Source organism: Thiobaca trueperi, from assembly GCF_004342175.1.
Lineage (GTDB): Bacteria > Pseudomonadota > Gammaproteobacteria > Chromatiales > Chromatiaceae > Thiobaca > Thiobaca trueperi.
The window spans coordinates 26,604-50,562 of the sequence record NZ_SMAO01000013.1; the positions used below are offsets into that span (position 1 = coordinate 26,604).

Sequence of the window (23,959 nt, forward strand, 5' to 3'; positions counted from 1 at the left end):
TTTTGCATCAAAAATCCTGACCCTGTCGGTCTTTTCTCGACCTGCGGCATCAGCAGGTGCCAGTGCGCTTGCCGGGGAACCAAACCTCGCCTATAGTGACTAACTCGGTTACCTGGGGGCGACATGGCTTCGACGTGGGTCGCAAAACCTGAGGTGCATGCCGAGGCGCGGTTACCTCGTAAATCCATCCGCAAACTTATAGTTGCCAACGACGACAACTACGCTCTCGCTGCTTAACCCAGCGGGCCTCTGACCGTTTCTTGCCTGTGGGCGACGGGTTTCAGGGGTAACATCACATAGGATCGCGGAGACGGGCGTCCGGACCTGATCTGCTAAAACCTAACGGAATCGCCGACTGATCGCCCTGCCTCTCGGGCGTTGGAAGGTTAAAAAAAATAGAACAGGCTAAGCATGTAGGGCCAAGGGCGGAGGGCTTGCGGACGCGGGTTCGATTCCCGCCGCCTCCACCATTTAAGCATCCAAGCACGTCCAGTACGATCCGAGAACCCGCCTAAGTGCGGGTTTTTTTATTGCCTTTTTGGTCGGCATGGGGGTGGCGTTGTCCGTTAGCATCCGCTAACAGGCGGGGTAAGATCAAGAGTGCGCATTGCTAGGTCGCTCAGCAATGCCTGAAGCGTGCCGGTTCCTGGTGGCATGTCGAACATCCCGTCCATCCTGCAAAACCCTGTCCCTTGAAGAGCCTGATGATGCCCTTAAGACCAGCGGACCTCGAAGATGCAGGCCGGGGCGCCGGTGGCATGACAGGCGATTTCGGTCACGAGGCTATCGGGATGCACGAGACGGCGAAAGAGCCGCTCGAAGGTTCCGGCGTAGAAATCGCAGAGCGGCTCAGTGGCCGATGCGCCGCGACAGAGAAGCGAGTCGGTCACGGTCAGCCGGGGGGGATGACTCGGATTGGCCTCGAAGATGCCAGTGCCGACGAAGGTCCAGGCATTGCCACGGATCGCCTTGAGCAGCGCCCGGCTGGCCAGACGCGGCGGCAGAATCGAAAGCAGGGTCTGCGCGGGACGCGGGATGCGGTTCGCCAGCAGGTAATCGCCGGTGCGCAGGCCAGCATCGCGTGCGACCTCGCGCGCCGCCGTGATGCCAAGCTGCTGGCGCAGGGCGGCCTGCAAAGCGGTTACTTCCTGCTCATCGACCATGGCGGTCGGCAGGGCATCGAGATAGCCTTCAAGCCCGGCCAGACGAAACAGATCAATGACGGCGGCGCGATCCTGTCGCGCCTCCAGTGCCTCGGCCACACGAATGATGGCGTTCGGCCCGACCCGTCCGTGATGCTCGCTCCGGATCATGACGGCATACCGAGACAGAGCTGATTCATCTCCCATTTCGCCAGGACGCCCTGTTCCGCACAGAGATCGCGCAGCAGATAACGCCCCTCAGGGGTGATGCGAATACCCTCGTCGGACACCTCAATGAGTCCATCCTGCGCACGGCGGCAGAGACAGGCGTAACCCTCCTGCCCGAGATCTCCAGCCAGACTGGCCGGAAGCCGCAGATTGCACATGAGATAGAGCATTGCCTCACGCCGACGCCGATCCGTCTCGCTCAGACAACGCCCCCAGGCCACCGGCAGGCGTCCGCTGTTCAGGTGCTTTTGCCAGGCATGCAGATCCGTTTCGTTCTGGACCAGGACGCCGTCAACCTCACCGACGCCACTCGGACCAAAGGCCAGCACATCGGTAGCCGGCCTGGGCGTATAACCGATCACATTACGGTAAAGCCCCTCACCGGACTGGGCGGCATAGAGCTCGTCCGTGTCGCGCACAAAGACATCCAGGCCGACCCAGCGATAGCCCGCTGCGGTCAGGGTACTGACGGCATGCTGGAAGAGCGCCAGTTTTTCAGGGGCTTTCGGCAAATGATCAACATTGATGGCATGCTGATGCGGCCGGGCGGCGGGATCGTGTCTGTAACTGAAGCAGGCCACCCGATCCGGATTGAGTTCAAGGATCTGCTCCAGAGTCGATTTGAAACCCTGCCGGGTCTGGAACGGCAGACCATAGATGAGATCAAGATTGATGCTCTCGAAGCCGGTCTCACGTGCGGTCTGAAAGACATCGCGCACCATGTTCAGTGACTGCACGCGACCGATGGCGCGCTGTACATCCGCATTCAGATCCTGCACGCCGAAGCTCACGCGGCGAAAGCCCAGTCCGTACAGAAGCTCCAGTTGACCTGCGGAGGCGCGGCGCGGGTTGCATTCAATCGCAGCACGGGCGTCCGGCGCCAGACGGAAATGATGCTCCACGATTTCCATCAAACGGGCCAGCTGAGGCTCATTGAGATGATTCGGGGTGCCGCCGCCCACATAAAGCTGTTCGATTTCCCGATCACGACCGCAGAGCCGGGTTACCAGCGTCATTTCGCGCTCCAGCGCGTCGAGATACTGATCGACCTTTTCCAGACTGTGGGTAACGGTGGTGTCGCAGGCGCAATAGAGACAGCGCACATGACAGAAGGGAACGTGCACATACACGGCAAGCGGTTCATCCGGACGCTGCCGGAGGCTGTTCAGTGCATCGCGATACTGGGTCTCGACAAAGGGCTTGTCGCCGACAAGCCCGGCGGCTGATAGAGGGCATCCGGCAGAAGAGCGACCACCATGCCCTCCAATGATTTCAAACGGCAGGGATGAAACGAACGAATGCGCCATGATCGAAACCCGCTAGTCAGATTGTACCGCTGTCATTTTGGGATCAACGGCCGACGCTTGCGCCGACGCCTTGTCAAAATCGACTGTCTTGGACACTCATCTTCGTCTCGTCTTAAGCACGCCTTTCAGCACCTGCTCGCGCGTCATGTGCCTGGACTTCATGATCGGCGTCGCAAAATTATACTTGGACTCATCACGAACCTCCACCTTATCGCCGAGCACCTCAAGAGGCCTCGCCAATGACCGCGGCCTGTGCGCCTCGATTGGCATCATGCCCCTGTCATCAGACCGCTTTTCATCCGTGAACTCCGATGGTGCGATGGCATGGGCTTGTTCTTTGCCCGCATCATCACCGCCATCGTAGAGCCATGCGCGGGCACGCTCATCATCGTGGCATCCGGATCACGCGGCGGGATTCCGGAGTCATCGCCAGACTCGCCAGACGGCAGCGCCCAGGCCCAGAGCGCCTCATCGGGAAGCGGCAGAACCAGAAACCAGTGTTCCAGAATCGCCAGCGCCAGCAGGGTTGCGACCAGAATCAGTCCGACAGCCCCGGCCCCGGCCGCCTCAGGCGCCATCGCCCTGAGCACGATCAAAACGGTCACGACCGTCGATAGAGTGACCGATATCGGAAACAGCAGATTCATCCCGCGCTTCACCATGTACGTCTTGAGATAGCGAAGGTGTTCGGGCAGCCACTCTTCATTCAGATTGGGCACACCCAGAAACAGATTCAGCTTGGCGCTCCAGCGCATCAGCCAGAGCACCACAAAGGTCCAGACGCCAACCTGATTGGGTTCACCCCAGGAAAGCATGATCAAGAACAGCCCGGTCGCGATCACGGCCAGCTCATGATAGAGACTGGTCATGATGGCCAGACCGAAGCGTCTCCACTCCGAACAGGCCGGCGGGCAGGGGATCTTGCGCGGGCCGGTCAGGAATCCGGTGAAATAGCTCATTTCGAGCACCCCCCAGATCACCAGACCACAGGAGAAGGCGATATAGGCCGAGAGGATGTCAGTGGATGCGCTGCTCACGACCAGACCGAAGATGGCAAGCGCCAGCACGGTCGCCCCGCCCAGCAGGGTCCAGCGAAAGGTTCGCCCCGGCAGATTGTCGAGATAGAGCACCACGCCGGTGCTGAACCACCAGAGGCCGAGCGCGTACAGAACCGGAAAACCGAAGTCAGACATGGATGAGGCTCCATTCTCGTGCCGCTTCAGACCGGAACGCGCGCAATCGGGTGTGGATGAATGGGTAATCGTCAGCCTTCACGGTGTCGGAGTTGGTCGCGTCGGGACACCGGCGCTCGTCTTGCGAGCGCATCGGGCATGTCGTCATTGAGGGGCGGATGGCGCGGGCAGAAACGGCGCGAAAGCGATCGCATTGGTATGGCCAAAGGCTTTCAGGTCGAGCAGGATGCCGGTCGTTGGATCCTCAAGGGTCATGTTGCCATCCTGGCGGCGGGTCAGATGGAAGGGTTCGGCCAGCGTCGCTTTGTGGCCTTTGCGCTGACGCTCCATGCTTCTGAGCACACCGCGGATGAAACCCTCGCCACCTGGCGGCAGGGTCTGGATCAGGGCGCCGGTGGCAACATCGCGAACCGCCAGCGAGCCATCGGGGAGATCCACGAAACGAATGTCGCGAGACTCCACCACAGGCGGCAGCGGCGCCAGCTCCGCCTTGGTGCCCGTAATCCGGGCATAGCCGACCATGAGGATCATGAATCCCAGCATGACGGCAACGGCGATCAACGGACCCCGTGGAAAGGGGCGGTGAATGAATTCATCGCTCAATGTCGAACCTCGTCAGGATGATGCGCTGCTATGGCTGGAAACCACGCGGGGAACCAATGACTCGGTCGCCTCATCCTCGCTCGCCGCCGGCTCGCTTGATTCCTCGGTGAATGACTTGAGCGCATTCGCCAGAATCTCAGCGACCTGGGAAGCGTCGGGAACAACGCGGAGCATGGGCTCCGGGGGAGAAAAATGCCAGGGACGAACGTGCGGCCAGAAAATCAGATAGGACGGACGCGCACTTTCGGCCAGAAGCAGCGGAATGTCGCCGGTGCCATCGGCATAACGCTTGAAGCCGGCTGAACGGATCTGTTTGAAGGGAAGATTCAGAATCATCGGCAGCGCCACGCCAAAGCGGATCACCACCCGCCGGGAGGTAATGGTGTAGACCGTCGAGCGGGCCATGGCCCAGCCAAGCAGGGTCAGCGCGCCCACAGACAGCAGTCCCAGAAACAGCACCCAGAGCGCGCTTTGCAGCGCAGTCGCCGTGGACGAGTCCGCAGACCAGCCCACAGCGATGCGCCAGACCACGAGCACCGCGAAGTAAATCGCCACCTTCCTCACATGGAAGGCGCGCCGCGCCAGAGCAGTCCAGCGCGGGGCACCCTGCCAGAGCATTTCCTCACCGGGAGGAAGCGGCTCAGGCAGGCCCCGAAGGGGCTCGAAGTCATACTCTCTCACAGGAAAGGCCCAAAACGATCAGGTGTGGCGTAGAGTTTGCCGGCGGCATAGTAGGCGCTCACCTTGTCCTCTTCGTACAGGGTGATCTCATCCGGCTTGGACAGCGTGGGCACATTGACGAAGTGAGCCGCCTTGATGGAGGCCACCTTGACCTTGCGGGCGCGCTTGTCGAAGCGGGCAAAGCCGATCGGCAGCAGTGCCTTCTTCTTGTTGGCAGCGACCTCGACTTCCAGATAACGGATCTGCGGCTCGGCGCGATCAACCCAGACATCGGAGACCGTGCCAGCGACCTCGCCGTCGAGACCGACCACCGTCATGCCGCGCGGATCCGGATCGCCCTCGGCAATCGAGAAGTCGGTGGCGACGCGCATCGGCACGATCTTCGCCTTGCCTTCGAAGGTCAGGTCCAGGTGCTTGGCGCGATCCGGGGAGGCACCAGGACCGACACCGGCCAGCATGGGATCGCCGACCGGATCGAACGGTGCGCCCGGGAAGGGAGCGGCAGGCGTCAGGTTCAGCTTGGTTGCGGGTGCCTCATCGCGCGGCGCATAGACCGTACCGCCGTTGTGCGGGAGCAGGAAGGACTTGGGATCGGCCAGACCGGGGAACCCGATCACCTTGACGCGACCACCCGAACGCTCGGTCCGGTCGGAGTCGAGCGGATAACCTTCCCGCTTGTCCTCGCGACGGAGATAAATGACCAGTCCAGCGAAAAAGAACCAGAAAACCCAGATCGCGATCTGGCCGCCATCGATATAGTGTTCAACAGACATGAATGTAACCTCCGTAGGACAAATTGCTAGCCGGGAAGCCGGCTAGGCCTAAGCGCGATGACCGCCGTGGAACGGGGTCGTTCGCCGAATGCTCAACGCAGAGCAAGTCCACAGCCACAGGGCCGTGGCGACCACGGCGCCCAAAGCGCCCAAACCGCAACGCCCCGCAATCAAATCCGGGGCATTGCACCGCAGCGTCTCATCCTGGAACCAACTCCAATGCCTGAGACGTATAAAAACCAACAGCAACGCGCCGTGTCCGCCTCGGCTGCCAGCCACGAAGCGTCGGATCCGCTGCCAGCAGGCCGGTTAATTTTGCCATGCTGACCGGCACGATGGCCGGTGAGCGGTCGCCGCGCGGAAACCACTGCCCGACCGCATGCATGATCGCCAGCGGGACGGTCCGGGGGGCAAAGGTAAAGAGGATCGAGCCGCTCGTCCGCTCCGCCAGTCCGGCCAGCACCCTGACCACATCCTCCGGCTGATAATGAATCACCGAGTCCATGGCGACCACATGATCGAAGCGGCCATGCGCCGGATCCAGCATATCGCCGGCCTGAAAATCGATGGAACCCGCTCCCAGATCCTTGGGCATGCGCTCGCGTGCAATGGCGATGAGGGTTGGCGCCACATCGATTGCGACCACTTCAGCGCCACGGCGCGCGGCCTCCACCGCCAGTGCACCGGTGCCGCAGCCAGCGTCGAGCAGACGTTTGCCGGTGAGATCGGCGGGCAGCCAGTCGAGCAGCGTATTCCGCATGTCATCCCGCCCGGCGCGAACCGTCGCGCGCACGCGGCTGACCTTGGCGTCCGAGGTCAGCTTGGACCAGGCATCGGCGGCGGTGCGATCAAAATAGGTTTCGATCTCGCCGCGCCGTTCTTGATAGGAAGCCTTGGTCATCAATCAAACCCCAAAAAGTCGAAGATATCGCGATCACGCATGGGCCGCGCCTCCAGCGGCTCGACGCCATCCCAGAGCTGCTGCGCCAGTTGCAGATACTGCTGCTGCGCCTCCTCCAGACCCGAGCCCGGTTCCGGCTCCATCTCGAAGGAGGTCGATTTCTTGAGTCGGCTGCGACGGATGATGTCCAGATCCGGCAGATGCGCCAGTCGCTTGAGCCCGACCGCCTCGACGAAACGGTCGATTTCGTCGGTGTTGCGGCTGCGATTGGCGATGACTCCGCCCAGTCGAACCTTGTAGTGCTTGGACTTGGCCAGGATTGCCGCCGCGATGCGATTCATGGCGAAGATCGAATCGAAGTCGTTCGCGGTGACGATCAGGGCGCGGTCGGCGTGCTGCAAAGGGGTGGCGAAACCGCCGCACACCACGTCGCCCAGCACATCGAAGACCACCACATCAGTGTCGTCGAGCAGATGGTGCTGCTTGAGCAGTTTGACGGTCTGACCCACGACATAGCCGCCGCAACCGGTGCCCGCAGGCGGACCACCGGCCTCGACACACATGACGCCGTTGTAGCCCTCATAGACATAGTCGCTCGGACGCAGCTCTTCGGCATGAAAATCGACCGACTCCAGGATGTCGATGACCGTGGGCACCAGACACTTGGTGAGCGTGAAGGTCGAGTCATGCTTGGGATCGCAGCCGATCTGGAGCACACGCTTGCCGAGCTTGGAGAAGGCGACCGACAGATTCGACGAGGTCGTGCTCTTGCCGATGCCGCCCTTGCCATAGACCGCGAAGACCTTGGCGGTATCGATCCGCAGATCTGGGTCAAGCTGCACCTGCACGCTCCCCTCGCCATCGGGATGCCGGGGCAGATCGAATCTGCCTCCCGGACCGTTCTGCATCGTCACGCCGCTGCCTCCTGAATCACACCTTCAAGCCGGTCTTCCAATTCTTCTCCCGCCCGCCGCAGGGCTTCGAGCGTCGCCTCGTCGGGCGACCAGTAATTGCGTTCATGGGCCTCGATCAGCCGGTTGGCGACCTTGGCCGAAGCGGTGGGATTGAGCTGGGCCAGACGGTTGCGCATCTCTTCATCGAGCACGAAGGTCTCGGTGAGCTGCTGGTAGACCCAGGGCGCAACCTGACCGGTCGTCGCCGACCAGCCCATGGTATTGGTGACATGGACCTCGATCTGGCGCACGCCCTCGTAGCCATGCTTGAGCATGCCTTCATACCACTTGGGATTGAGCATGCGGGTGCGGGTCTCCAGTGCCACCTGCTCGGCCAGGGTGCGGACCACCCCGTCGCCGCGTGTCTGGTCGCCGATATAGACCGGTACCTCGTCGCCCTTGTACTGACCGACCGCGCGGGTGATGCCGCCCAGGGTGTCGAAATAATGATCGACCGTGGTGACGCCCAGCTCGACCGAGTCCAGATTCTGATAGGCCAACTGCACCGTGCCCAGCATGCTCTTCAGCAGCGCCGCCTGCTGTACCGGCTGACCGGAGCGACCATAGGCAAAGCTCTTGCGGCGGGTATAGGTCTCGGCCAGTTCGTCGCCCTCTTCCCAGCTACTGCTGTCGATCAGATAGTTGACGTTCGCGCCATAGGCGCCGTCGGCATTACTGAAGACGCGCAGCGCGGCGGTTTCCAGATCGCAGTCGTGGGCCGCCTGATACTCCAGTGCATGCTTGCGGATGAAATTCCGGTCCAGCGGCTCATCGGCGCAGGCGGCCTGGAAGGCGGCATCGGCCAACAGCTTGGTCTGGAGCGGCAGCAGATCGCGGAAGATGCCCGAGAGCGTCATGACCACGTCAACGCGCGGACGCCCCAGTTCGTCGAGCGGGATCAGGGTGGCACCGGCCAGACGGCCATAGTTGTCGAAACGCGGACGCGCGCCGATCAGGGCCAGCGCCTGACCGATGGGACCGCCCTCGGTCTTGAGGTTGTCGGTCCCCCAGAGCACGATGGCGATGGTCTCCGGGAAAGGATTGCCTTCGACCATGTGGCGCTCGATCACGCGCGCCGCCTGGAGTGCGCCGTCTTTTACCGCATAGAGACTGGGCAGCCGGAAGGGATCGAAACCATGCAGATTGCGGCCCGTCGGCAGAATCGCCGGGGTCCGCAGCAGGTCACCGCCGGGGGCCGGACGGATGAACCGGGCATCGAGCGCACGCAGCATTGCGGGAATCTCGCTGTCCTGCACCAGCAGACGGTCGGTCTCGGCCAGCTCGCGGAACAAAGTGACGTTCTCCTCGCTGGTCGCCATACCGCCGGCCTTCAGCGCCTTTTCGGGCGACTTGCCGGCAACCAGCGCCTCAATCGACTGACGCGCGGGACGGATGTCCTTGGTCGATTCGGCCACCGCCTCCAGCAGATCGATGCGTTCCTCGACGGTCGGCGCCTCGCCGACGACATGCAGACCATGCGGAATAAGGGTGTATTCGAGTTCCAACACCTTTTCGTTGAGCGTGACGATCTCGGATTCAGCGGCATCGCCCCAGGCCGGCTCCAACGGAGCCAGCTCCAGCTCGGCGGCCTGAGCCTGGATGATCTCGGCCAGCGAAGCGCGCTCCTCGGCGTCTTCCGGAGGCAGACTGCGCCAGCGCTCCATCGAGCCCTTCAGGTCGATCAGACCCTTGTACAGACCCGCATGCGCAATCGGCGGGGTCATGTAGCTGATCAGGGTCGCGGCGGCACGGCGCTTGGCGATGGTGCCCTCGGAGGGGTTGTTCGAGGCATAGAGATAGATGTTCGGCAGATCGGTGATCAGCCGATCCGGCCAGCAGGCGCCGGAGAGTCCGGCCTGCTTGCCGGGCATGAATTCGAGCGCGCCGTGGGTGCCGAAGTGCAGCACGGCATGGGCGCCGAAGTCATCGCGGATATAGCGATAGAAGGCGGTAAAGGCGTGCGTCGGGGTAAAGCCCTTCTCGAACAGCAGGCGCATGGGATCGCCTTCGTAGCCGAAGGAGGGCTGGATGCCGACGAAGACATTGCCGAACTGGACACCGAGCACGAAGATCGAACCGCCGTCGCTCTGCTGCTTGCCCGGCGCCGGTCCCCACTGTTTTTCGATCTCGGCCAGATAAGGCTCGCGCCGGACATGGTCGTCAGCCGGAATCCGCACATGGACATTGGCATGGGCGCCGAAACGGGCGGCATTGCCGTTGACGATGCGCTCGCGCAGATCATCCACGCTCTCGGGCAAATCGACCTTGTAGCCTTCCCGGTGCATGGCCAGCAGGGTTCGATAGAGCGAGGCGAAGACCGAGAGATAGGCCGCCGTGCCGGTGTTGCCGGCATTGGGCGGGAAATTGAAGAGCACCACCGCGACCTTGCGCTCGGCGCGCTGGCTGCGACGCAGCCGCACCAGACGCTCCACGCGCGCGGCCAGCGCCTCGGCACGGTCGCGATGCGACTGCATGTCGCGGGCATCGTTCTCGCCGCCGCCATTGCGACCGCCATAGACCATGGAGCCGGTCGCACCGTCGAGTTCCGGGATGGCGACCATCATGGTTGCCTCGACCGGGAGCAGACCCTGACTGGAGCCTTCCCACTGATCCAGGGTTTGGAACTCCACCGCCAGTGTCGAGAGATAGGGCACGTCAAGACGGGTCAGGATCTCTTCAGCGGCCCTGGAGTCGTTGTAGGCGGGACCGCCGACCAGCGAGAAACCGGTGAGCGAGACGACTGCATCGACCGTCGCCCGTCCATCCTGCATGAAGAATTTTTCGATCGCCGGACGTGCGTCGAGTCCGCTAGCGAAGGCCGGCACGACCTGCAAACCGCGTGCTTCGAGCGCCGCGATCACGCCGTCGTAATGCCCGGCATTGCCTGCGAGGACATAGGAGCGCATCAGCAGCAGACCGACCCGGCCATTGGGCTTGGCGTTGACGACCGGAAGCAGGGCGAGCCTGTCTGAAATACGATCCTTCATGCGGGGGTGATAAATGCCCACTTCGGGATATTCGACTGGCGAGGCGACCTTGAGGGTGCCGCGCAGATGGCGGCGCGGGCCATCGGCATAGCGATCCACCAGGAAGCGGATCATGTTGCCGAGATTCTCGTCGGTGCCGGCAAGCCAGTATTGCAGGGTCAGGAAATAGGCGCGGACATCCTGTGCGGTGCCGGGGATGAAGCGCAGCAATTTGGGGATGCGACGCAGCATGGACATCTGCTGGGCGCCAGCGCTCTGGCTGCGCTCCTTGTTGCCGCGCAGCTTCCTGAGCAGGGCCATGGGACCGCCGCTGGACGAACCGTCCATGCTGAAGCCGCCCATGCGGGTCATCTTCATGAGTTCAGCTGCCGACATGCAGACGATCATGGCGTCGCACTGATCACGGCGGGCCGCCAGCGCGGACAGGATCGGCTTGAAGTGATCTTCCATGACCAGCATGGTGACCATAATGATGTCACCTTCGGCGATGTCCGCCAGACAACGCTCAAGCGCCTGGGGCGAGTCGGCCCACTCGGTGGCGGCGTGCAGATTCAGGCGCAAACCCGGCAACTCGCGCTGGACCACCGGCAGCGCTCGCTGCGTGGTTCCGGCCAGATGCCCATCGAGATTGACGATGACGACGCGCACCGGTGTCGCATCGGGGTTGCTGGCGCGCTTGTCAGCGGCCGAAATGCGCTTTGGCATCGTAGAGCGTCTCCACAGTAATGGTCAGGATCCCACGTTCTTGCGCAAACCGCTCGGTGTTGCGACGCGCCTTGCCACGCACGAAAAAGGGGATCTTTTTCAGTTCCTGCTCGGCTTCCGGTGCCCAGGTCATGATTGAATCGTCGGCACGGTCGGTCGTCTCGACCGGCTCGGAGCGGCTCTCCTGCGGACGCCCGGCTCCAGCACCGGCCCCTAGGTGAGACGCTGTCGCGCCATCGTGAAACTCGAAATCCTCCCGGAACATGGTGATCAGGTGCTCTTCGAGCCCCATCATCAGCGGGTGGACCCAGGTATCGAAGATGACGTTTGCGCCCTCGAAGCCCATCTGCGGCGCATAGCGGGACGGAAAGTCCTGGATATGCACCGGCGCCGAAATCACGGCGCAGGGAATGCCCAGCCGCTTGGCGATATGGCGCTCCATCTGGGTGCCCAGCACCAGCTCGGGGTGCGCCTCGGCGACCCGCGACTCCACTTCCAGATAATCGTCCGTAATCAGCGGCTCGACGCCATGGATTTTGGCCGCTTCACGCACATCACGGGCGAATTCACGGGCATAGGTGCCAAGCCCGACGATGGTGAAACCGAGCTCTTCCGACGCAATGCGCGCGGCGGCGACCGCATGGGTCGCATCCCCAAAGATAAAAACCCGCTTGCCCGTGAGATAGGTTGAATCCACAGACCGCGAGTACCACGGCATTCTAGACCAGATCGGGTCTTGGGTGTGAGTGACATCGAGACCGGCGACACGCCCGACTTCGGCCAGAAACTCACGGGTCGCGCCAATGCCGATGGGCACGGTCCTGACCGTTGGCTGACCGAACATGCGCTCCAGCCAGTGACAGGCCTGGTCGGCGAGTTCAGGGTAAAGACAGACGTTGAAATCGGCCTCCGGGATGCGCAGCAGATCCGCCGGACTGGCGCCAAGCGGCGCGACCACATTGACATCCACGCCGATTGAATCGAGCAGGCGGGTGACTTCGATCACATCGTCGCGGCAGCGGAAACCGAGCGCCGAGGGACCGAGCAGATTCGCCAGCGGACGCGCACCCGAGGCGCGCAGTTCACGCTCGCTGCCCGGCGCGGGAACCCGGCTCTTGAGCAGACCGCGAATCAGTTGATAGAAGGTCTCGTTGGCACCCCAGTTTTCCTTTCTGGCATAGGCCGGCAGTTCCAGCGACAGCACCGGGATCGGCAGACCCATTCCCTGTGCAAGCGGGCCGGGCTGATCCTGAATCAGCTCGGCCGTGCAGGATTCGCCGACCAGCAGCACCTGTGGCTTGAAGCGGTCGTAGGTCTCCTGAATGGTGTTTTTGACCAGTTCTGCCGTATCGCTGCCCAGCTCGCGCGCCTGGAAGCTGGTATAGCTCACCGGCGGACGCTGACCGCGACGCTCGATCATGGTGAACAGCAGATCAGCGTAGGTATCGCCCTGAGGCGCATGCAGCACCAGATGCACGCCGTCCATCGAGGCGGCAACCCGCATGGCGCCGATGTGCGGCGGCCCTTCGTAACTCCAAAGCGTCAATTGCATGACATCAAACCCGCAACAGGGCGCCGCGAACCAGAGGCCGCGCAAAAAGTTCAGCCAGATCCGCCGCCTGATCGAAACCATGCACCGGCGTGAACACCAGTTCAATCGACCACTTGGTGCGCAAACCTTCCGCTTCCAGCGGATTGGCCAGACCCAGTCCGCAGACCGTCAGATCGGGGCGGTCAGTCCGCACCCGATCAAGCTGCCGATCGACATCACCGCCTTCGCTCAGACGCACGCCCGACGGCAGCCAGGCCAGTTCTGATTCCATGAGCTGCCGGTCCACGAACGGCGTCGCCACTTCGACCAGCTCCATGCCGCATTCACGCTGCAAAAAGCGGGCGATGGGGATCTCAAGCTGAGAGTCGGGCAGGAACGTGATGCGCTTGCCAGCCAGCAGTTCGCGCTGACGGGCCAGACCACGTTCGGCCCGCGCAATCGCCGGGGCCGTGACCGTCTCCAGACGCGCCGCCGGGATACCCCAGGCATCCGCTGCGGCGCGCAGCCAGCCAAGCGTCCCTTCGATACCGAAGGGATAGGGCGCGGTCAGGAGGGTCGCGCCACGCCGCTGAAGCGCCCGCGCCGTTTCGCCCAGAAAAGGCTGTGCGAGCAGCACGACGGTTGCACTGCCCAGTGGCGGCAGATCGGTTGCGTGACGCGGCGGCAGGAAATGAACCGGACCAATACCCAGTTCAGCGAACAGACGCGCGAACTGATCCTCGACCACATCCGGAAGGGTGCCCAACACCAGTAGCGAACGCTCGCCAGCCGAACCAGCCGGCAGTTCGGGCACCAGCGAGGTCAGACAGGCATCTTCACCCTGTGTGAATGTCGTTTCCAGACCGCTCGCGGAATAATCCAGCACCCGCACACGCCCCCGATAGGCATCCGACAGCCGCTCGGCGGCCTTCGCCAGATCGAGCTTGATGACCTCGGAAGGACAGGAGCCAACGAGGAACAGGGTCTTGATGTCCGGGCGACGTTCCAGGATCTCAGCCGCCACGCGGTCCAGTTCCTGGTTGCAGTCGGCCAGACCGGCCAGATCGCGCTCCTGCAGGATGGCGGTCGCGAAACGCGGCTCGGCAAAGATCATGACCCCCGCCGCCGATTGCAGCAGATGGGCACAGGTGCGCGAGCCGACGACCAGGAAGAAGGCGTCCTGAATCTTGCGATGCAGCCAGACGATCCCGGCCAGACCGCAGAAGACCTGCCGCTGGCCGCGTTCGCGATTGACCTCGGGGAGCCCGCCGGAACAGGCGGTCGCCTGCGTGTCAGTCACGCTCATTCGGCGGCTCCGGCGAGATCGCCACCCTGAGCGGCGCGGCGCTGACCTTCCAGACGCGCCGCACGCAGCTTGATCAGGAACTGACCCGCGTTGATGATATAGGTCGCATAGGCCGCCAAGGCGATGAACATCTGGGCCTGGGCGTCGAGCGTGAAGATCGCGACCAGATAGGCGGTGTGCAGCGCCAGCACCAGCATGCTGAAGACGTCCTCCCAGAAGAAGGACTCGGCAAAGAGGTACTTGCCGAAGACCACCTTCTCCCAGATGGAGCCGGTGATCATAATGGTGTAAAGCACCAGGGTCTTGATGATGACCGAAATGGTCGCGGTGAGATAGCCTTCGCCGGTCGCCAGATAACTCAAGACCAGATAAAGGCTGACTAAAAAGACCACGAATTGAATGGGCGCGAGAATCCCCTGAACCAGAGTCCACGGCGATTCGTCCCGCCGCCGCCGCTCCTCAGGTGTATAGAGGGGGCGACACGGGGTCTGTTGAGAAGGGTGCTGGATCATCTGCTAACCGGACTCGTTCGGGAGATTCGTTCAGGATCCTTTGGATCTTCGCCTAAACCGTATGTAGAAATCTAGTCCGCTTTCAGGCATGCGTCAACCAAACTTTACGTAAACCTGACTTGACAACCTCGCGCAAGCCACCACAATAGGGTTGCGAGCCCAACAGTAGCCGATTCGTCAGTCACAACCATTGGGCGCGCATGGAATCATGCAAGACAGCAGGACGCAGGGCCACCGTGCGCAGTCAATCATGCGCGCATCATTACTATTTTAGGATTTGAGTTCGGCGAGCCTGCCGCTGCGGTCCCCCAGGCGGGTCCACGGGGCGCGCCCATGAGGCAGTGGAGGATCGAGTCGCCGTGAGTCCGTTCAAAGCACCGAGGGAATCCCTCGGCGTCCTTGACGCCGAGACGGCTGCGGCATTGATCGAAGGCGCCGCTGACATTGCCGTGATCGTCGATGAGAGCGGCGTCGTCAGCGACCTCGCCTTTGGCAGCGACGATCTGCTCTCCGATTTCAGCGCTGACTGGATCGGTCAGCCCTGGATCGCCACCGCCCTGCCGGAAAGCCGCGCCAATCTTGAGCTGCTGCTCAAGGAAGCCAATCATCAGGGCGCGACGCGCTGGCGGCAGATCAGCCATACGAGCCTGCACGGGGTCGGGATCCCCATTCAATACCGCGCACTGCGCCTGAGCGAAGGCGGCCCGATCATGGCAATGGGGCGCAGCCTGCAAGGCATGGCGGCGCTCCAGCAGCAACTGGTCGATGCCCAGCAGGCGCTGGAGCGCGACTACTGGCGCTTCCGCCAGGTCGAAACCCGTTACCGTCTCCTGTTCCGGATGGTCTCGGAGGCCATCCTCATCATCGATGCGCCCACTCAGCGCGTGGTCGAGGCCAACCCGGCCGCCGGCCAACTGCTCGGCGAAACGCCCACCCGCGTGATCGGCCGCCCCTTCCCCGAAGGCTTCGATCCCGAGAGCACCCAGGCCATCAATGGCCTGCTGGCAGGGGTGCGGGCCGCCGGGCGCGCCGACGATGTCCGCGCGCGACTCATCGACAGCATGCAGGAATTTCTGGTGTCGGCCTCGCTGCTGCGCCAGGAGAATGTGTCTTTTCTCCTGGTGCGCCTGTCGCCGCTGCTGACCGACAGCGCGTCAACGGCCATGCCCGAAGCCAAGGCCCGCTATCTGCGTGTGCTCGAAAACGCGCCCGACTGCATGGTCATCACCGATGCCGACGGACGGATCCTCACTGCCAACATCACCTTTCTGAATCTGGCGGAACTCGCCACCGAACAGCAGGCCCGTGGCGAATCGCTCGAACGCTGGCTGGGCCGACCGGGGGTGGATCTCAATGTGCTCATGGCCAATCTGCGCCAGCACACCACCGTGCGGCTCTTCGCCACCACCCTGCGCGGCGAATACGGCTCCACCACCGAGGTCGAGATCTCGGCGGCGGCGGTGCGCAACGGCGAACGCCCCTACTTCGGTTTCTTCATCCGCGACGTGGGACGCCGCCTGCATGCCGAGCCGTCCATCAGCCCCGAGCAGACCCGCTGGCTGGATCAACTGACCGACCGCGTCGGACGGGTGCCGCTCAAGGAGCTGGTCCGCGAATCGACCGACACCATCGAGCGGCTCTGCATCGAGGCGGCGCTCAAACTGACCGGGGATAACCGCGCCTCTGCTGCCGAACTGCTGGGCTTGAGTCGGCAAAGTCTGTACGTCAAAATCGACCGCTACGGTATCGCGGCCGACCACACGTCCGAGCCGACGCCGGACACCCAGGTCAAGACGGGCTGACGCACCTTGTCCCGCTCGTATCCGTCTCCAACGCATCCGTCCCCAATGCAGGTTTCCCGCATGAATCGATCGACGCTGTCAACGACCGCGACCTACCCCGCACCCTCGGCGATCTTTGAAGTCCTCCATCCCATCACCTGGTTTCCGCCCATGTGGGCCTTCAGTTGCGGCGTGGTCTCGTCCGGCCAGCCGATCCTGGAGCAGTGGTGGCTGGTCATTGCCGGCATCGTCCTTGCCGGCCCGCTGATGTGCGCCACCAGTCAGGTCGTCAACGACTGGTATGACCGCGATGTCGATGCCATCAACGAACCCGACCGCCCGATTCCCTCGGGACGCATTCCCGGACGCTGGGGATTCTACCTCTCCCTGATCTGGACGGCGGTTTCGCTCGCACTCGCCTATGCACTCGGCCCCTGGGTCTTCGGCATCGCCCTGCTCGGCATGGCCATCGCCTGGGGCTACAGTGCGCCGCCCTTCCGCTTCAAGGGCAACGGCTGGTGGGGCAATCTGGCGGCCGGCATTTCCTACGAGGGTCTGGCCTGGATCACCGGCGCAGCGGTCATGATCGGCGGCGCGCTGCCGGGATGGGAGATTCTCACCCTCGCCCTGCTCTACAGCCTTGGCGCACACGGCATCATGACCCTCAACGACTTCAAGGCCATCGAGGGCGACATCCAGATGGGCGTCCGCTCGCTGCCGGTCCAGCTCGGCGTCGATGGCGCCGCCCGCTTCGCCTGTCTGGCGATGGGACTGCCGCAGGCCGTTGTGATCGGTCTGCTCTTCGCCTGGGACAAACCGGCACACGCCATCGCCGTGGGTGTCATCCTGCTGATCCAGGTTGGCCTGATGGTGCGCTTCCTCGCCAAGCCGGTCGAACGCGCCACCTGGTTCAGCGGACTGGGCGTCAGCGTCTATGTCACCGGCATGATGATCAGCGCCTTTGCCGTGCGCGGGCTGATGACGGCGGCCGGCTGATCCTTAAATAGACAGGATTCACAGGATTTCTCAGGATAGACAGGATTTTTTAATCCATTTTTTAATTCCTGTTAATCCTGTCCATTTCTTCATAGCAAACGTTTCAGCAACGAGATTTCCCATGTCCAACCTCGAAACCTTCGATGTCGTCGTGATCGGCGGCGGACCCGCTGGCGCCACCGCCGCCACCGACCTGGCCAAACTGGGCCGCTCCGTGCTCCTGCTCGACCGCGCCGGGCGGATCAAACCCTGTGGCGGTGCCATCCCGCCTCAGGCGATGCGTGAATTCGACATCCCCGAATCCAGACTGGCGAACCGCGTCTATTCGGCCCGCATGATCTCGCCCTCCGATCGCACGGTCGATATGCCCATCAAAGGCGGCTATGTCGGCATGGTGGATCGCGAACACTTCGACGAATGGCTGCGCGAGCGCGCCGCCGAAACCGGCGCCACCCGCCGCACCGGCACCTTCGAGCGGATCGAGCGCGACACGGACGGCACCGCCATCGTGTGCTACCGGCTGGGACAGGGACGCGATGGCGAATCCGGGCGAGTGCGTGCCCGCGCCATCATCGGGGCTGATGGCGCCAATTCCTTCGTCGGCAAGCACTATGTTCCAGGCTACGAGACAGTCAAATATGTCTCGGCCTATCACGAGATCCTGCGTACCCCGGAAGGTTTCGACAACAGCCGCTGCGATGTCTATTACCAGGGCGACATCTCGCCCGACTTCTACGGCTGGGTCTTCCCGCACGGCGACACCATCAGCGTCGGCGTGGGCACCGCCGTGCCCGGCTTCTCGCTGCGCGCGGCCTGTACCGAACTGAGCCGCCGCGCCGGTCTCGCCGACGCCGAGATCCTGCGTCGCGAGGGCGCGCCCATCCCGCTCGAACCGCTCAAATGCTGGGACAACGGACGTGACATCGTGCTGGCCGGCGATGCCGCCGGCGTGGTCGCCCCGGCCTCCGGCGAGGGCATCTATTACGCCCTGACCGGCGGACGCCTCGCTGGTGAAGCGGTTGAGGCATTCCTTGCCACCGGCAAGGCCAGCGCACTCAAACTGGCCCGCAAGCGATTCATGAAGGCACACGGCAAGGTGTTCTGGGTGCTCGGCATCATGCAGCGTTTCTGGTACTCCAGCGACAAACGGCGCGAGCGGTTCGTCAGTCTCTGCGCCGACCCGGACATCCAGTATCTGACCTGGGAGGCCTACATGAACAAGCGTCTGGTCAAGGCCCGCCCCGGTGCCCATCTGCGCATCTTCCTCAAGGACATGGGCCATCTGCTCGGCATCGTCTCGCCGCGCTCATGATCCATCCTCACGCCAGCGAGACCGTGCAACATGGCTGAGTTCTTCGCCAGCGGCCGCGTCATCGACGTTATCCTGGTCATGATGCTGATCGAGGGTCTGGCCTTGACCCTCTATCACCGCCGAACCGGCAAAGGCATCCCGCCCGCCGGTCTGGCGGGCTTCCTGCTTTCCGGGTTCGTTCTGCTGCTCACGCTGCGCGCCGCACTCACGGGCGCCTGGTGGGGCTGGATCTGCCTCGGCCTCACCGCCTCCCTGTTCACCCATCTGGCCGATCTCTGGCTGCGCTGGCGGAACCCGGGACGAAAGGCCCAGCACCAGGACATCCCGTCTGACCCTCGCTGAAACCCAATCGACGGCATGGCCCCTGACAACGGCCTGCGGTAAACTGCTGCTGACAGGGCGACTTAAATCGCCCCCTGCCCACCACAGCCCTCGTAGCTCAGTTGGATAGAGCGATCGCCTCCTAAGCGGTAGGTCACAGGTTCAATTCCTGTCGAGGGCGCCAAATACCCGTCTCAAGCCATCCGTCAAGACGAGTCCTGGGCCATCTGCTGCTCGGACATGCTGATCAAGGACGAGGACACCGCCAACATCGTCCTCGGCGACACACTGGGTGACGGCAAAACCCGCGACGGCTTCGAGGGCCGGCGTTTCCACTACCTCATGGCCAACCCGCCCTTCGGCGTGGAGTGGAAAGACCAGAAGGATGTCGTCGAGCGCGAGCACCAGACCCTGGGCTTCGCGGGCCGCTTCGGCGCCGGACTGCCGGCGATCAACGACGGCTCGCTGCTGTTCCTCCAGCACATGATCGCCAAGATGCACCCCTATGCGGAGGGAGACGAGGACCGGCCCGGCTCCAGGATCGCCATCGTCTTCAACGGCTCGCCGCTGTTCTCCGGCGACGCCGGATCGGGGCCGTCCAACATCCGCCGCTGGATCATCGAGAACGACTGGCTCGATGCCATCGTCGCCCTGCCGGATCAGCTCTTCTACAACACCGGCATCTTCACCTATGTCTGGCTGGTGACGAACCGCAAGCCACCGGAGCGGCGCGGCAGGGTGCAGCTCATCGACGGCACCCGTTTCTTCATCAAGATGACGGAGAGCGAATACAGGAAGGCGCTCAACAACAAGCGAAACCTCATCACCGAGGAACAGATCCGCCATCTGACCCGCGTCTACGGCAACAACCAGGACGGGGAGATAGCCGAAGTCCAGATCAACGGCGGCACCGAGACCCGCGTCGTCTCGCGCATCTTCGACAACCGAGAATTCGGCTTCCTCAAGGTCACGGTCGAGCGCCCACTGCGCATGAACTTCGAGGCCACCCCCGAGCGCATCGCCCGGCTCGACGACCAGAGCGCGTTCGCCAATCTGGCGACATCGAAGAAGCGCAAGGACGCGGCAGCGGCCGAACGCGAGATCGAGGAGGGGCAGGCGCTTCAGGACGCCATCCGCGACCTGCTGGCGACGCTCGAAGGCAAGGGACGCTACCTGGACCGCGCCGCGTTCGAGGCCGACCTGACGCAGGCCGCGAAACGTGCCGACCTCAAGCTGCCGGCCCCGATCAGGAAGGCCATCTTCGCCGCACTCGGCGAGCGCGACCCGATTGCTGCGATCTGCCGCGACGCCAAGGGCCAGCCGGAGCCCGACAGCGAGCTGCGCGACACCGAGAACATCCCGCTCCCGCCCGGCACCGACTTGCCTTTGCCGATGGACTTCGGACCCGACAAGCCCAACGACCGGCTGATCGCCGCCTTCCGGGGCGAGATCGACGCCTACATGGCGCGCGAGGTGCTGCCCCATGTACCCGACGCCTGGGTGGATGACGACAAGACCAAGATCGGCTACGAGATCCCGATCAACCGGCATTTCTACGTCTACAAACCGCCGCGTCCGCTGGCGGAGATTGAGGCGGACATCGCCCAGCTCGAAGGAGAGATCGCCGGACTGCTGAAGGGGCTCATTGCATGAGTGGGCTTGATCCAAAGCACTACACCTATCGCGTGATCTGGTCCGCCGAAGACGGTGAGTTCGTCGGTCTGTGCGCCGAATTCCCGAGTCTGTCGCATCTGGACGATACCCAGACCAGTGCGCTGGAAGGCATCACCCGCCTGGTTGCCGACGTCGTCGTGGAGATGCAAACGACTGGCGAGACGCCGCCCGCGCCCATTGCCGACCGCGAATATTCGGGGCGATTCCAGGTGCGGATTACGCCGGATCTGCATCGGCGACTCGCCATCCGCGCGGCCGAGACGAATGTCAGCCTGAACCGGATCGTGAGCGACCAGCTTGCGAAGCCTTAGGAGCCATCTCATTTCTACTTTCCGATCCGGAACTGTTGACGAAGCTCCTGCTTCGTCACCCGCGAATGCATGTTCCCCATTGCCTGGAGATATCCATGATTGCGGAAATCACAATTCACCGTAAGGGCGATGCAATGGCGACAACGCTTCCCAAGGAAATGACCGATCGTCTGAACCTGGGCGACGGGGATAGGATCTACGCGGTTGAAACCGAGCAGGGCATTCTGTTGACGACAGTCGATCCCGATCTGACGCGCGTGATGGAGGCGGGGGCGCGAATCAGCGCCCAGTATGAAAATGCCTTGCGTGAACTGGCGAAGTGACGGAACCGCTCTGGCTGAAGCGGGCCTGGGTTGATGCGCTGCACTTTCAGCAGATTCAGCGCTTTGGTGGACTGCATGGAAGGCGCGCTCGCCCGTCCACACCATCATTGGATGTATACGAATGTCCGGGATACGGCCGTGCTCGCCGCTGCCTATGGCTTCGGATTAACGCGAAATCATGGTTACACCGATGGCAACAAACGCATCGGATTCATGGCGACCGCCGTGTTCCTCGATCTCAATGGCTGGACGCTGCAAGCCCCGGAAACCGAGGTCGTCACGATGATGCTTGGCGTGGCGTCCGCAGAGGTTCAGGAAGTCGATCTGGCGCGCTGGCTGAGGTTGCATCTGTATGCCAAGTAGCCCGTCGGGTTAGGCTCACCCTTCGGGGCCTTCCATCTGCGCGGAGCGTCGCGTGCGCCGTAACCCGACATGGCAACGCCTGCGTCGGGTTACGCTTCGCTAATCCGACCTACCCACTGAAGAGGTTGATGGCATGAACACGGTAGTCGAAAAAACACCTACCACGCACAGAGACTTGCCAGAAGGTTGGACGCGTCGCCGACTTCGATTTGACGTGCTCCTGAACCCCAAAAAGTCTTCGCTAGACATGGAGCCAGAAGAAATCGTCTCGTTCGTCCCTATGGACGCTGTCGGCGAGTATGGGGCTTGAAGCTCGACGAAGTTCGAGAACTAGGAGAGGTCTACAACGGCTACACGTATTTCGCGGACGGCGACCTATGTGTCGCGAAGATCACGCCCTGCTTCGAGAATGGAAAAGGCGCACTTGCCGCAGGGCTTACCAATGGTGTGGGGTTTGGAACAACCGAGCTGCATATCGTCAGACCAGGACCAAACATTGACCAGCGATTCTTGTTCTACGTCTCGATCGCTGACGACTTCCGAAAGCTCGGTGAGTCCGAGATGTATGGCGCTGGGGGACAAAAGCGGGTTGATGAGAGTTTCATCAAAGACTGGATGCCTCCTCTACCACCAATCGACACCCAGCGGCGAATTGTGCGGTTTCTGGACGAGAAGACGGCGCGGATCGACGGACTGATCGAGAAGAAGCGCGCGCTGCTGGACCGGCTGGCCGAGAAGCGTCAGGCTCTCCTCACCCGCGCCATCACCAAGGGACTCAACCCCGACGCCGCCATGAAACCCTCTGGCATCGACTGGCTCGGTGACATTCCAGCGCATTGGGATGTGAAGCGATTTAGGTTCACTGCCCGACTAATCTCAGGCTCGACGCCGACCACAACTGTACCTGAATATTGGAATGGGGAAATTCCATGGATTTCTCCAAAAGACGTCAAAACCGATGAGTTGTTTTCGTCGGCAGACCGCGTGACTGAATATGCCGTTTCAGACTATGGATTGAAACTGCACGAAGATGATCATGCGATCATCGTGATTCGAGGCATGATTCTGGCGCGAAAAGTCCCTGTGGCAGTCGCTCGGGGACGATATACGATCAATCAGGACATGAAGGTCATTCAATCAAAGGGCGATGTCACTCCAGAGTTCTTTCAGATGTATCTTTCGTCCATCGAGTCTTTCTTGTTCACGCTCGTTGCAGAAGCGGGGCATGGAACCAAAGCTCTGCGAACCGATGTGTTGTCTGATGTGCCTGTCCTGCTGCCACCAATTGAGGAACAGCGTAGTCTCACCGCAACACTGACTCGGAATCGAGAGGAAACAGACGACGCAGTTGAAAAAGTCCGAAGCTCTATTGAGGGTCTTGCAGAGTACCGCTCAGCGTTGATCACCGCCGCCGTCACCGGCCAGATCGCGGAGCTGCGCTGAGCCTCTGCATACCGAAAACTCACGACCTTGATGCCGACCAAGGAGACCACAGATGCCCGCCGCGACCGTCAATGAATTCGGACAGGTTCAGATTCCGGAAGGGCTGCGGAAACGCCTGGGGATCGCTCAAGGCAGCCGAGTCGCCTTCGATCTGGTCGATGACCATCTGGAGCTGCGTGTCGAGCCGCCCGCGACTGAGGCACCCGCCGCCGGATTTGGCATGCTGAAAAGCCCGCGCCACGCGGTGCCCGCCGACCTCGACCCTGCCACGTTGATTCAACCATGATCGGTCTCGATACCAACGTGCTCGCCCGCTACTACGTCCAAGACGAGAGCGACCGGCCAGCACGAGGCCGCGCGACGGCTGATCGAATCCGGCAAACCGTTGATGGTGGCCCAGATCGTGTTGCTCGAATTGGAGTGGGTCATGCGGGGTTACTATGACTTCTCGACCGAGCAGGTGGCTGCCGTTCTGCGCCACCTATTGTCTTTGCCACAGGTGACCATCGAAAGTTATCACGACTGCGAGCACGTGGCCTCGTTCGATGACCGCAAGTTCGCTCGCCGTGCAAAACGCCTGCAACTCCTGCCACACGTAGCCGTCCCGACCTAG

General features: G+C 62.4%; 22 protein-coding genes, 1 tRNA gene, 1 other RNA gene and 1 pseudogene. 13 read left to right on the forward strand and 12 right to left on the reverse strand.

What is annotated here, in order from left to right; translation table 11 throughout:
• Positions 1 to 114: 114 nt before the first annotated feature.
• Positions 115 to 470: a transfer-messenger RNA gene (gene ssrA, locus EDC35_RS17750) on the forward strand.
• Positions 471 to 713: 243 nt separating this feature from the next.
• Here the strand turns inward: ssrA and bchJ are convergent.
• The 12 genes from bchJ to bchF all read right to left on the reverse strand — a co-directional run bounded on the left by bchJ (position 714) and on the right by bchF (position 14,822).
• Entirely contained in the window at positions 714 to 1,313 is a 600-nt protein-coding gene (gene bchJ, locus EDC35_RS17755; protein ID WP_132978598.1) for a bacteriochlorophyll 4-vinyl reductase, read from the reverse strand.
• Entirely contained in the window at positions 1,310 to 2,677 is a 1,368-nt protein-coding gene (gene hemN, locus EDC35_RS17760; protein WP_132978599.1) for an oxygen-independent coproporphyrinogen III oxidase, read from the reverse strand. Before hemN ends, bchJ begins: the two co-directional genes overlap by 4 nt.
• A 269-nt stretch (positions 2,678 to 2,946) precedes the next feature.
• Positions 2,947 to 3,870, reverse strand: coding sequence for a putative photosynthetic complex assembly protein PuhE (puhE, locus tag EDC35_RS17765; protein ID WP_132978600.1), 924 nt, complete (start codon positions 3,868 to 3,870; stop codon positions 2,947 to 2,949).
• 144 nt (positions 3,871 to 4,014) lie between these two features.
• A complete protein-coding gene (gene puhC / locus EDC35_RS17770) occupies positions 4,015 to 4,473 on the reverse strand; it encodes a photosynthetic complex assembly protein PuhC (RefSeq protein ID WP_132978601.1) in 459 nt (152 codons plus the stop codon).
• Between the two features lie 12 nt (positions 4,474 to 4,485).
• The gene (gene puhB / locus EDC35_RS17775; RefSeq protein ID WP_132978602.1) at positions 4,486 to 5,154 is read right to left on the reverse strand and encodes a photosynthetic complex putative assembly protein PuhB; all 669 of its coding nucleotides are present in this window, start codon (positions 5,152 to 5,154) and stop codon (positions 4,486 to 4,488) included.
• Entirely contained in the window at positions 5,151 to 5,927 is a 777-nt protein-coding gene (gene puhA, locus EDC35_RS17780) for a photosynthetic reaction center subunit H (RefSeq protein WP_132978603.1), read from the reverse strand. Before puhA ends, puhB begins: the two co-directional genes overlap by 4 nt.
• A 199-nt stretch (positions 5,928 to 6,126) precedes the next feature.
• A complete protein-coding gene (bchM, locus tag EDC35_RS17785) occupies positions 6,127 to 6,828 on the reverse strand; it encodes a magnesium protoporphyrin IX methyltransferase (protein WP_132978604.1) in 702 nt (233 codons plus the stop codon).
• Positions 6,828 to 7,736: a ferredoxin:protochlorophyllide reductase (ATP-dependent) iron-sulfur ATP-binding protein gene (gene bchL / locus EDC35_RS17790; RefSeq protein ID WP_132978629.1), complete on the reverse strand. Its 909-nt coding sequence runs from the start codon at positions 7,734 to 7,736 to the stop codon at positions 6,828 to 6,830. Before bchL ends, bchM begins: the two co-directional genes overlap by 1 nt.
• Before the next feature lie 2 nt (positions 7,737 to 7,738).
• Positions 7,739 to 11,473, reverse strand: coding sequence for a magnesium chelatase subunit H (locus EDC35_RS17795; RefSeq protein WP_132978605.1), 3,735 nt, complete (start codon positions 11,471 to 11,473; stop codon positions 7,739 to 7,741).
• Positions 11,448 to 13,025 (reverse strand): ferredoxin:protochlorophyllide reductase (ATP-dependent) subunit B, encoded by a 1,578-nt coding sequence (gene bchB / locus EDC35_RS17800; protein ID WP_132978606.1) that lies wholly within the window; start codon positions 13,023 to 13,025, stop codon positions 11,448 to 11,450. The genes EDC35_RS17795 and bchB overlap by 26 nt, the downstream gene beginning before the upstream one ends.
• A gap of 4 nt (positions 13,026 to 13,029) precedes the next feature.
• On the reverse strand, positions 13,030 to 14,310 hold the full coding sequence (locus EDC35_RS17805; protein WP_132978607.1) for a ferredoxin:protochlorophyllide reductase (ATP-dependent) subunit N: 1,281 nt from the start codon (positions 14,308 to 14,310) through the stop codon (positions 13,030 to 13,032).
• Positions 14,307 to 14,822, reverse strand: coding sequence for a 2-vinyl bacteriochlorophyllide hydratase (bchF, locus tag EDC35_RS17810; RefSeq protein ID WP_132978608.1), 516 nt, complete (start codon positions 14,820 to 14,822; stop codon positions 14,307 to 14,309). The genes EDC35_RS17805 and bchF overlap by 4 nt, the downstream gene beginning before the upstream one ends.
• A gap of 359 nt (positions 14,823 to 15,181) precedes the next feature.
• Between bchF and ppsR the strand changes: the two genes are divergently transcribed.
• From ppsR to EDC35_RS17870, 12 genes and pseudogenes are all read left to right on the forward strand, one after another.
• Complete coding sequence (gene ppsR, locus EDC35_RS17815) at positions 15,182 to 16,624, forward strand: transcriptional regulator PpsR (protein ID WP_132978609.1); 1,443 nt, start codon at positions 15,182 to 15,184, stop codon at positions 16,622 to 16,624.
• A 60-nt stretch (positions 16,625 to 16,684) separates the two neighbouring features.
• On the forward strand, positions 16,685 to 17,599 hold the full coding sequence (chlG, locus tag EDC35_RS17820) for a chlorophyll synthase ChlG (RefSeq protein WP_132978610.1): 915 nt from the start codon (positions 16,685 to 16,687) through the stop codon (positions 17,597 to 17,599).
• A 121-nt stretch (positions 17,600 to 17,720) separates the two neighbouring features.
• Positions 17,721 to 18,911, forward strand: coding sequence for a geranylgeranyl diphosphate reductase (locus tag EDC35_RS17825; RefSeq protein WP_132978611.1), 1,191 nt, complete (start codon positions 17,721 to 17,723; stop codon positions 18,909 to 18,911).
• 30 nt (positions 18,912 to 18,941) lie between these two features.
• The gene (locus EDC35_RS17830; protein WP_132978612.1) at positions 18,942 to 19,253 is read left to right on the forward strand and encodes a hypothetical protein; all 312 of its coding nucleotides are present in this window, start codon (positions 18,942 to 18,944) and stop codon (positions 19,251 to 19,253) included.
• An 86-nt stretch (positions 19,254 to 19,339) separates the two neighbouring features.
• A tRNA-Arg gene (locus tag EDC35_RS17835) sits at positions 19,340 to 19,416 on the forward strand.
• A gap of 26 nt (positions 19,417 to 19,442) precedes the next feature.
• A pseudogene (locus tag EDC35_RS17840) lies at positions 19,443 to 20,885 on the forward strand (HsdM family class I SAM-dependent methyltransferase); the annotation flags it as partial.
• A complete protein-coding gene (locus tag EDC35_RS17845) occupies positions 20,882 to 21,217 on the forward strand; it encodes a type II toxin-antitoxin system HicB family antitoxin (protein ID WP_132978613.1) in 336 nt (111 codons plus the stop codon). The pseudogene EDC35_RS17840 and the gene EDC35_RS17845, both read left to right, overlap by 4 nt.
• A gap of 95 nt (positions 21,218 to 21,312) precedes the next feature.
• Entirely contained in the window at positions 21,313 to 21,540 is a 228-nt protein-coding gene (locus EDC35_RS17850; protein WP_132978614.1) for an AbrB/MazE/SpoVT family DNA-binding domain-containing protein, read from the forward strand.
• Positions 21,541 to 21,573: 33 nt separating this feature from the next.
• A complete protein-coding gene (locus EDC35_RS17855) occupies positions 21,574 to 21,903 on the forward strand; it encodes a type II toxin-antitoxin system death-on-curing family toxin (RefSeq protein WP_132978615.1) in 330 nt (109 codons plus the stop codon).
• A gap of 306 nt (positions 21,904 to 22,209) precedes the next feature.
• The gene (locus tag EDC35_RS17860; protein WP_132978616.1) at positions 22,210 to 23,346 is read left to right on the forward strand and encodes a restriction endonuclease subunit S; all 1,137 of its coding nucleotides are present in this window, start codon (positions 22,210 to 22,212) and stop codon (positions 23,344 to 23,346) included.
• A 52-nt stretch (positions 23,347 to 23,398) separates the two neighbouring features.
• Entirely contained in the window at positions 23,399 to 23,632 is a 234-nt protein-coding gene (locus tag EDC35_RS17865; RefSeq protein ID WP_132978617.1) for an AbrB/MazE/SpoVT family DNA-binding domain-containing protein, read from the forward strand.
• Between the two features lie 102 nt (positions 23,633 to 23,734).
• Positions 23,735 to 23,959: a PIN domain-containing protein gene (locus EDC35_RS17870; RefSeq protein WP_207896302.1), complete on the forward strand. Its 225-nt coding sequence runs from the start codon at positions 23,735 to 23,737 to the stop codon at positions 23,957 to 23,959.

Excerpts from the sequence above, each read along its gene's own strand:
- bchJ (WP_132978598.1), bottom strand. The coding sequence starts at position 1,313 with ATGATCCGGAGCGAGCATCACGGACGGGTCGGGCCGAACGCCATCATT.
- EDC35_RS17805 (WP_132978607.1), bottom strand. The coding sequence starts at position 14,310 with ATGAGCGTGACTGACACGCAGGCGACCGCCTGTTCCGGCGGGCTCCCC.
- hemN (WP_132978599.1), bottom strand. The coding sequence starts at position 2,677 with ATGGCGCATTCGTTCGTTTCATCCCTGCCGTTTGAAATCATTGGAGGG.
- EDC35_RS17795 (WP_132978605.1), bottom strand. The coding sequence starts at position 11,473 with ATGCCAAAGCGCATTTCGGCCGCTGACAAGCGCGCCAGCAACCCCGAT.
- bchB (WP_132978606.1), bottom strand. The coding sequence starts at position 13,025 with ATGCAATTGACGCTTTGGAGTTACGAAGGGCCGCCGCACATCGGCGCC.
- EDC35_RS17855 (WP_132978615.1), top strand. The coding sequence starts at position 21,574 with ATGCGCTGCACTTTCAGCAGATTCAGCGCTTTGGTGGACTGCATGGAA.
- EDC35_RS17870 (WP_207896302.1), top strand. The coding sequence starts at position 23,735 with ATGGTGGCCCAGATCGTGTTGCTCGAATTGGAGTGGGTCATGCGGGGT.
- puhA (WP_132978603.1), bottom strand. The coding sequence starts at position 5,927 with ATGTCTGTTGAACACTATATCGATGGCGGCCAGATCGCGATCTGGGTT.
- EDC35_RS17865 (WP_132978617.1), top strand. The coding sequence starts at position 23,399 with ATGCCCGCCGCGACCGTCAATGAATTCGGACAGGTTCAGATTCCGGAA.
- chlG (WP_132978610.1), top strand. The coding sequence starts at position 16,685 with ATGAATCGATCGACGCTGTCAACGACCGCGACCTACCCCGCACCCTCG.
- bchL (WP_132978629.1), bottom strand. The coding sequence starts at position 7,736 with ATGCAGAACGGTCCGGGAGGCAGATTCGATCTGCCCCGGCATCCCGAT.
- bchF (WP_132978608.1), bottom strand. The coding sequence starts at position 14,822 with ATGATCCAGCACCCTTCTCAACAGACCCCGTGTCGCCCCCTCTATACA.
- EDC35_RS17850 (WP_132978614.1), top strand. The coding sequence starts at position 21,313 with ATGATTGCGGAAATCACAATTCACCGTAAGGGCGATGCAATGGCGACA.
- EDC35_RS17845 (WP_132978613.1), top strand. The coding sequence starts at position 20,882 with ATGAGTGGGCTTGATCCAAAGCACTACACCTATCGCGTGATCTGGTCC.
- puhE (WP_132978600.1), bottom strand. The coding sequence starts at position 3,870 with ATGTCTGACTTCGGTTTTCCGGTTCTGTACGCGCTCGGCCTCTGGTGG.
- bchM (WP_132978604.1), bottom strand. The coding sequence starts at position 6,828 with ATGACCAAGGCTTCCTATCAAGAACGGCGCGGCGAGATCGAAACCTAT.
- EDC35_RS17830 (WP_132978612.1), top strand. The coding sequence starts at position 18,942 with ATGGCTGAGTTCTTCGCCAGCGGCCGCGTCATCGACGTTATCCTGGTC.
- EDC35_RS17825 (WP_132978611.1), top strand. The coding sequence starts at position 17,721 with ATGTCCAACCTCGAAACCTTCGATGTCGTCGTGATCGGCGGCGGACCC.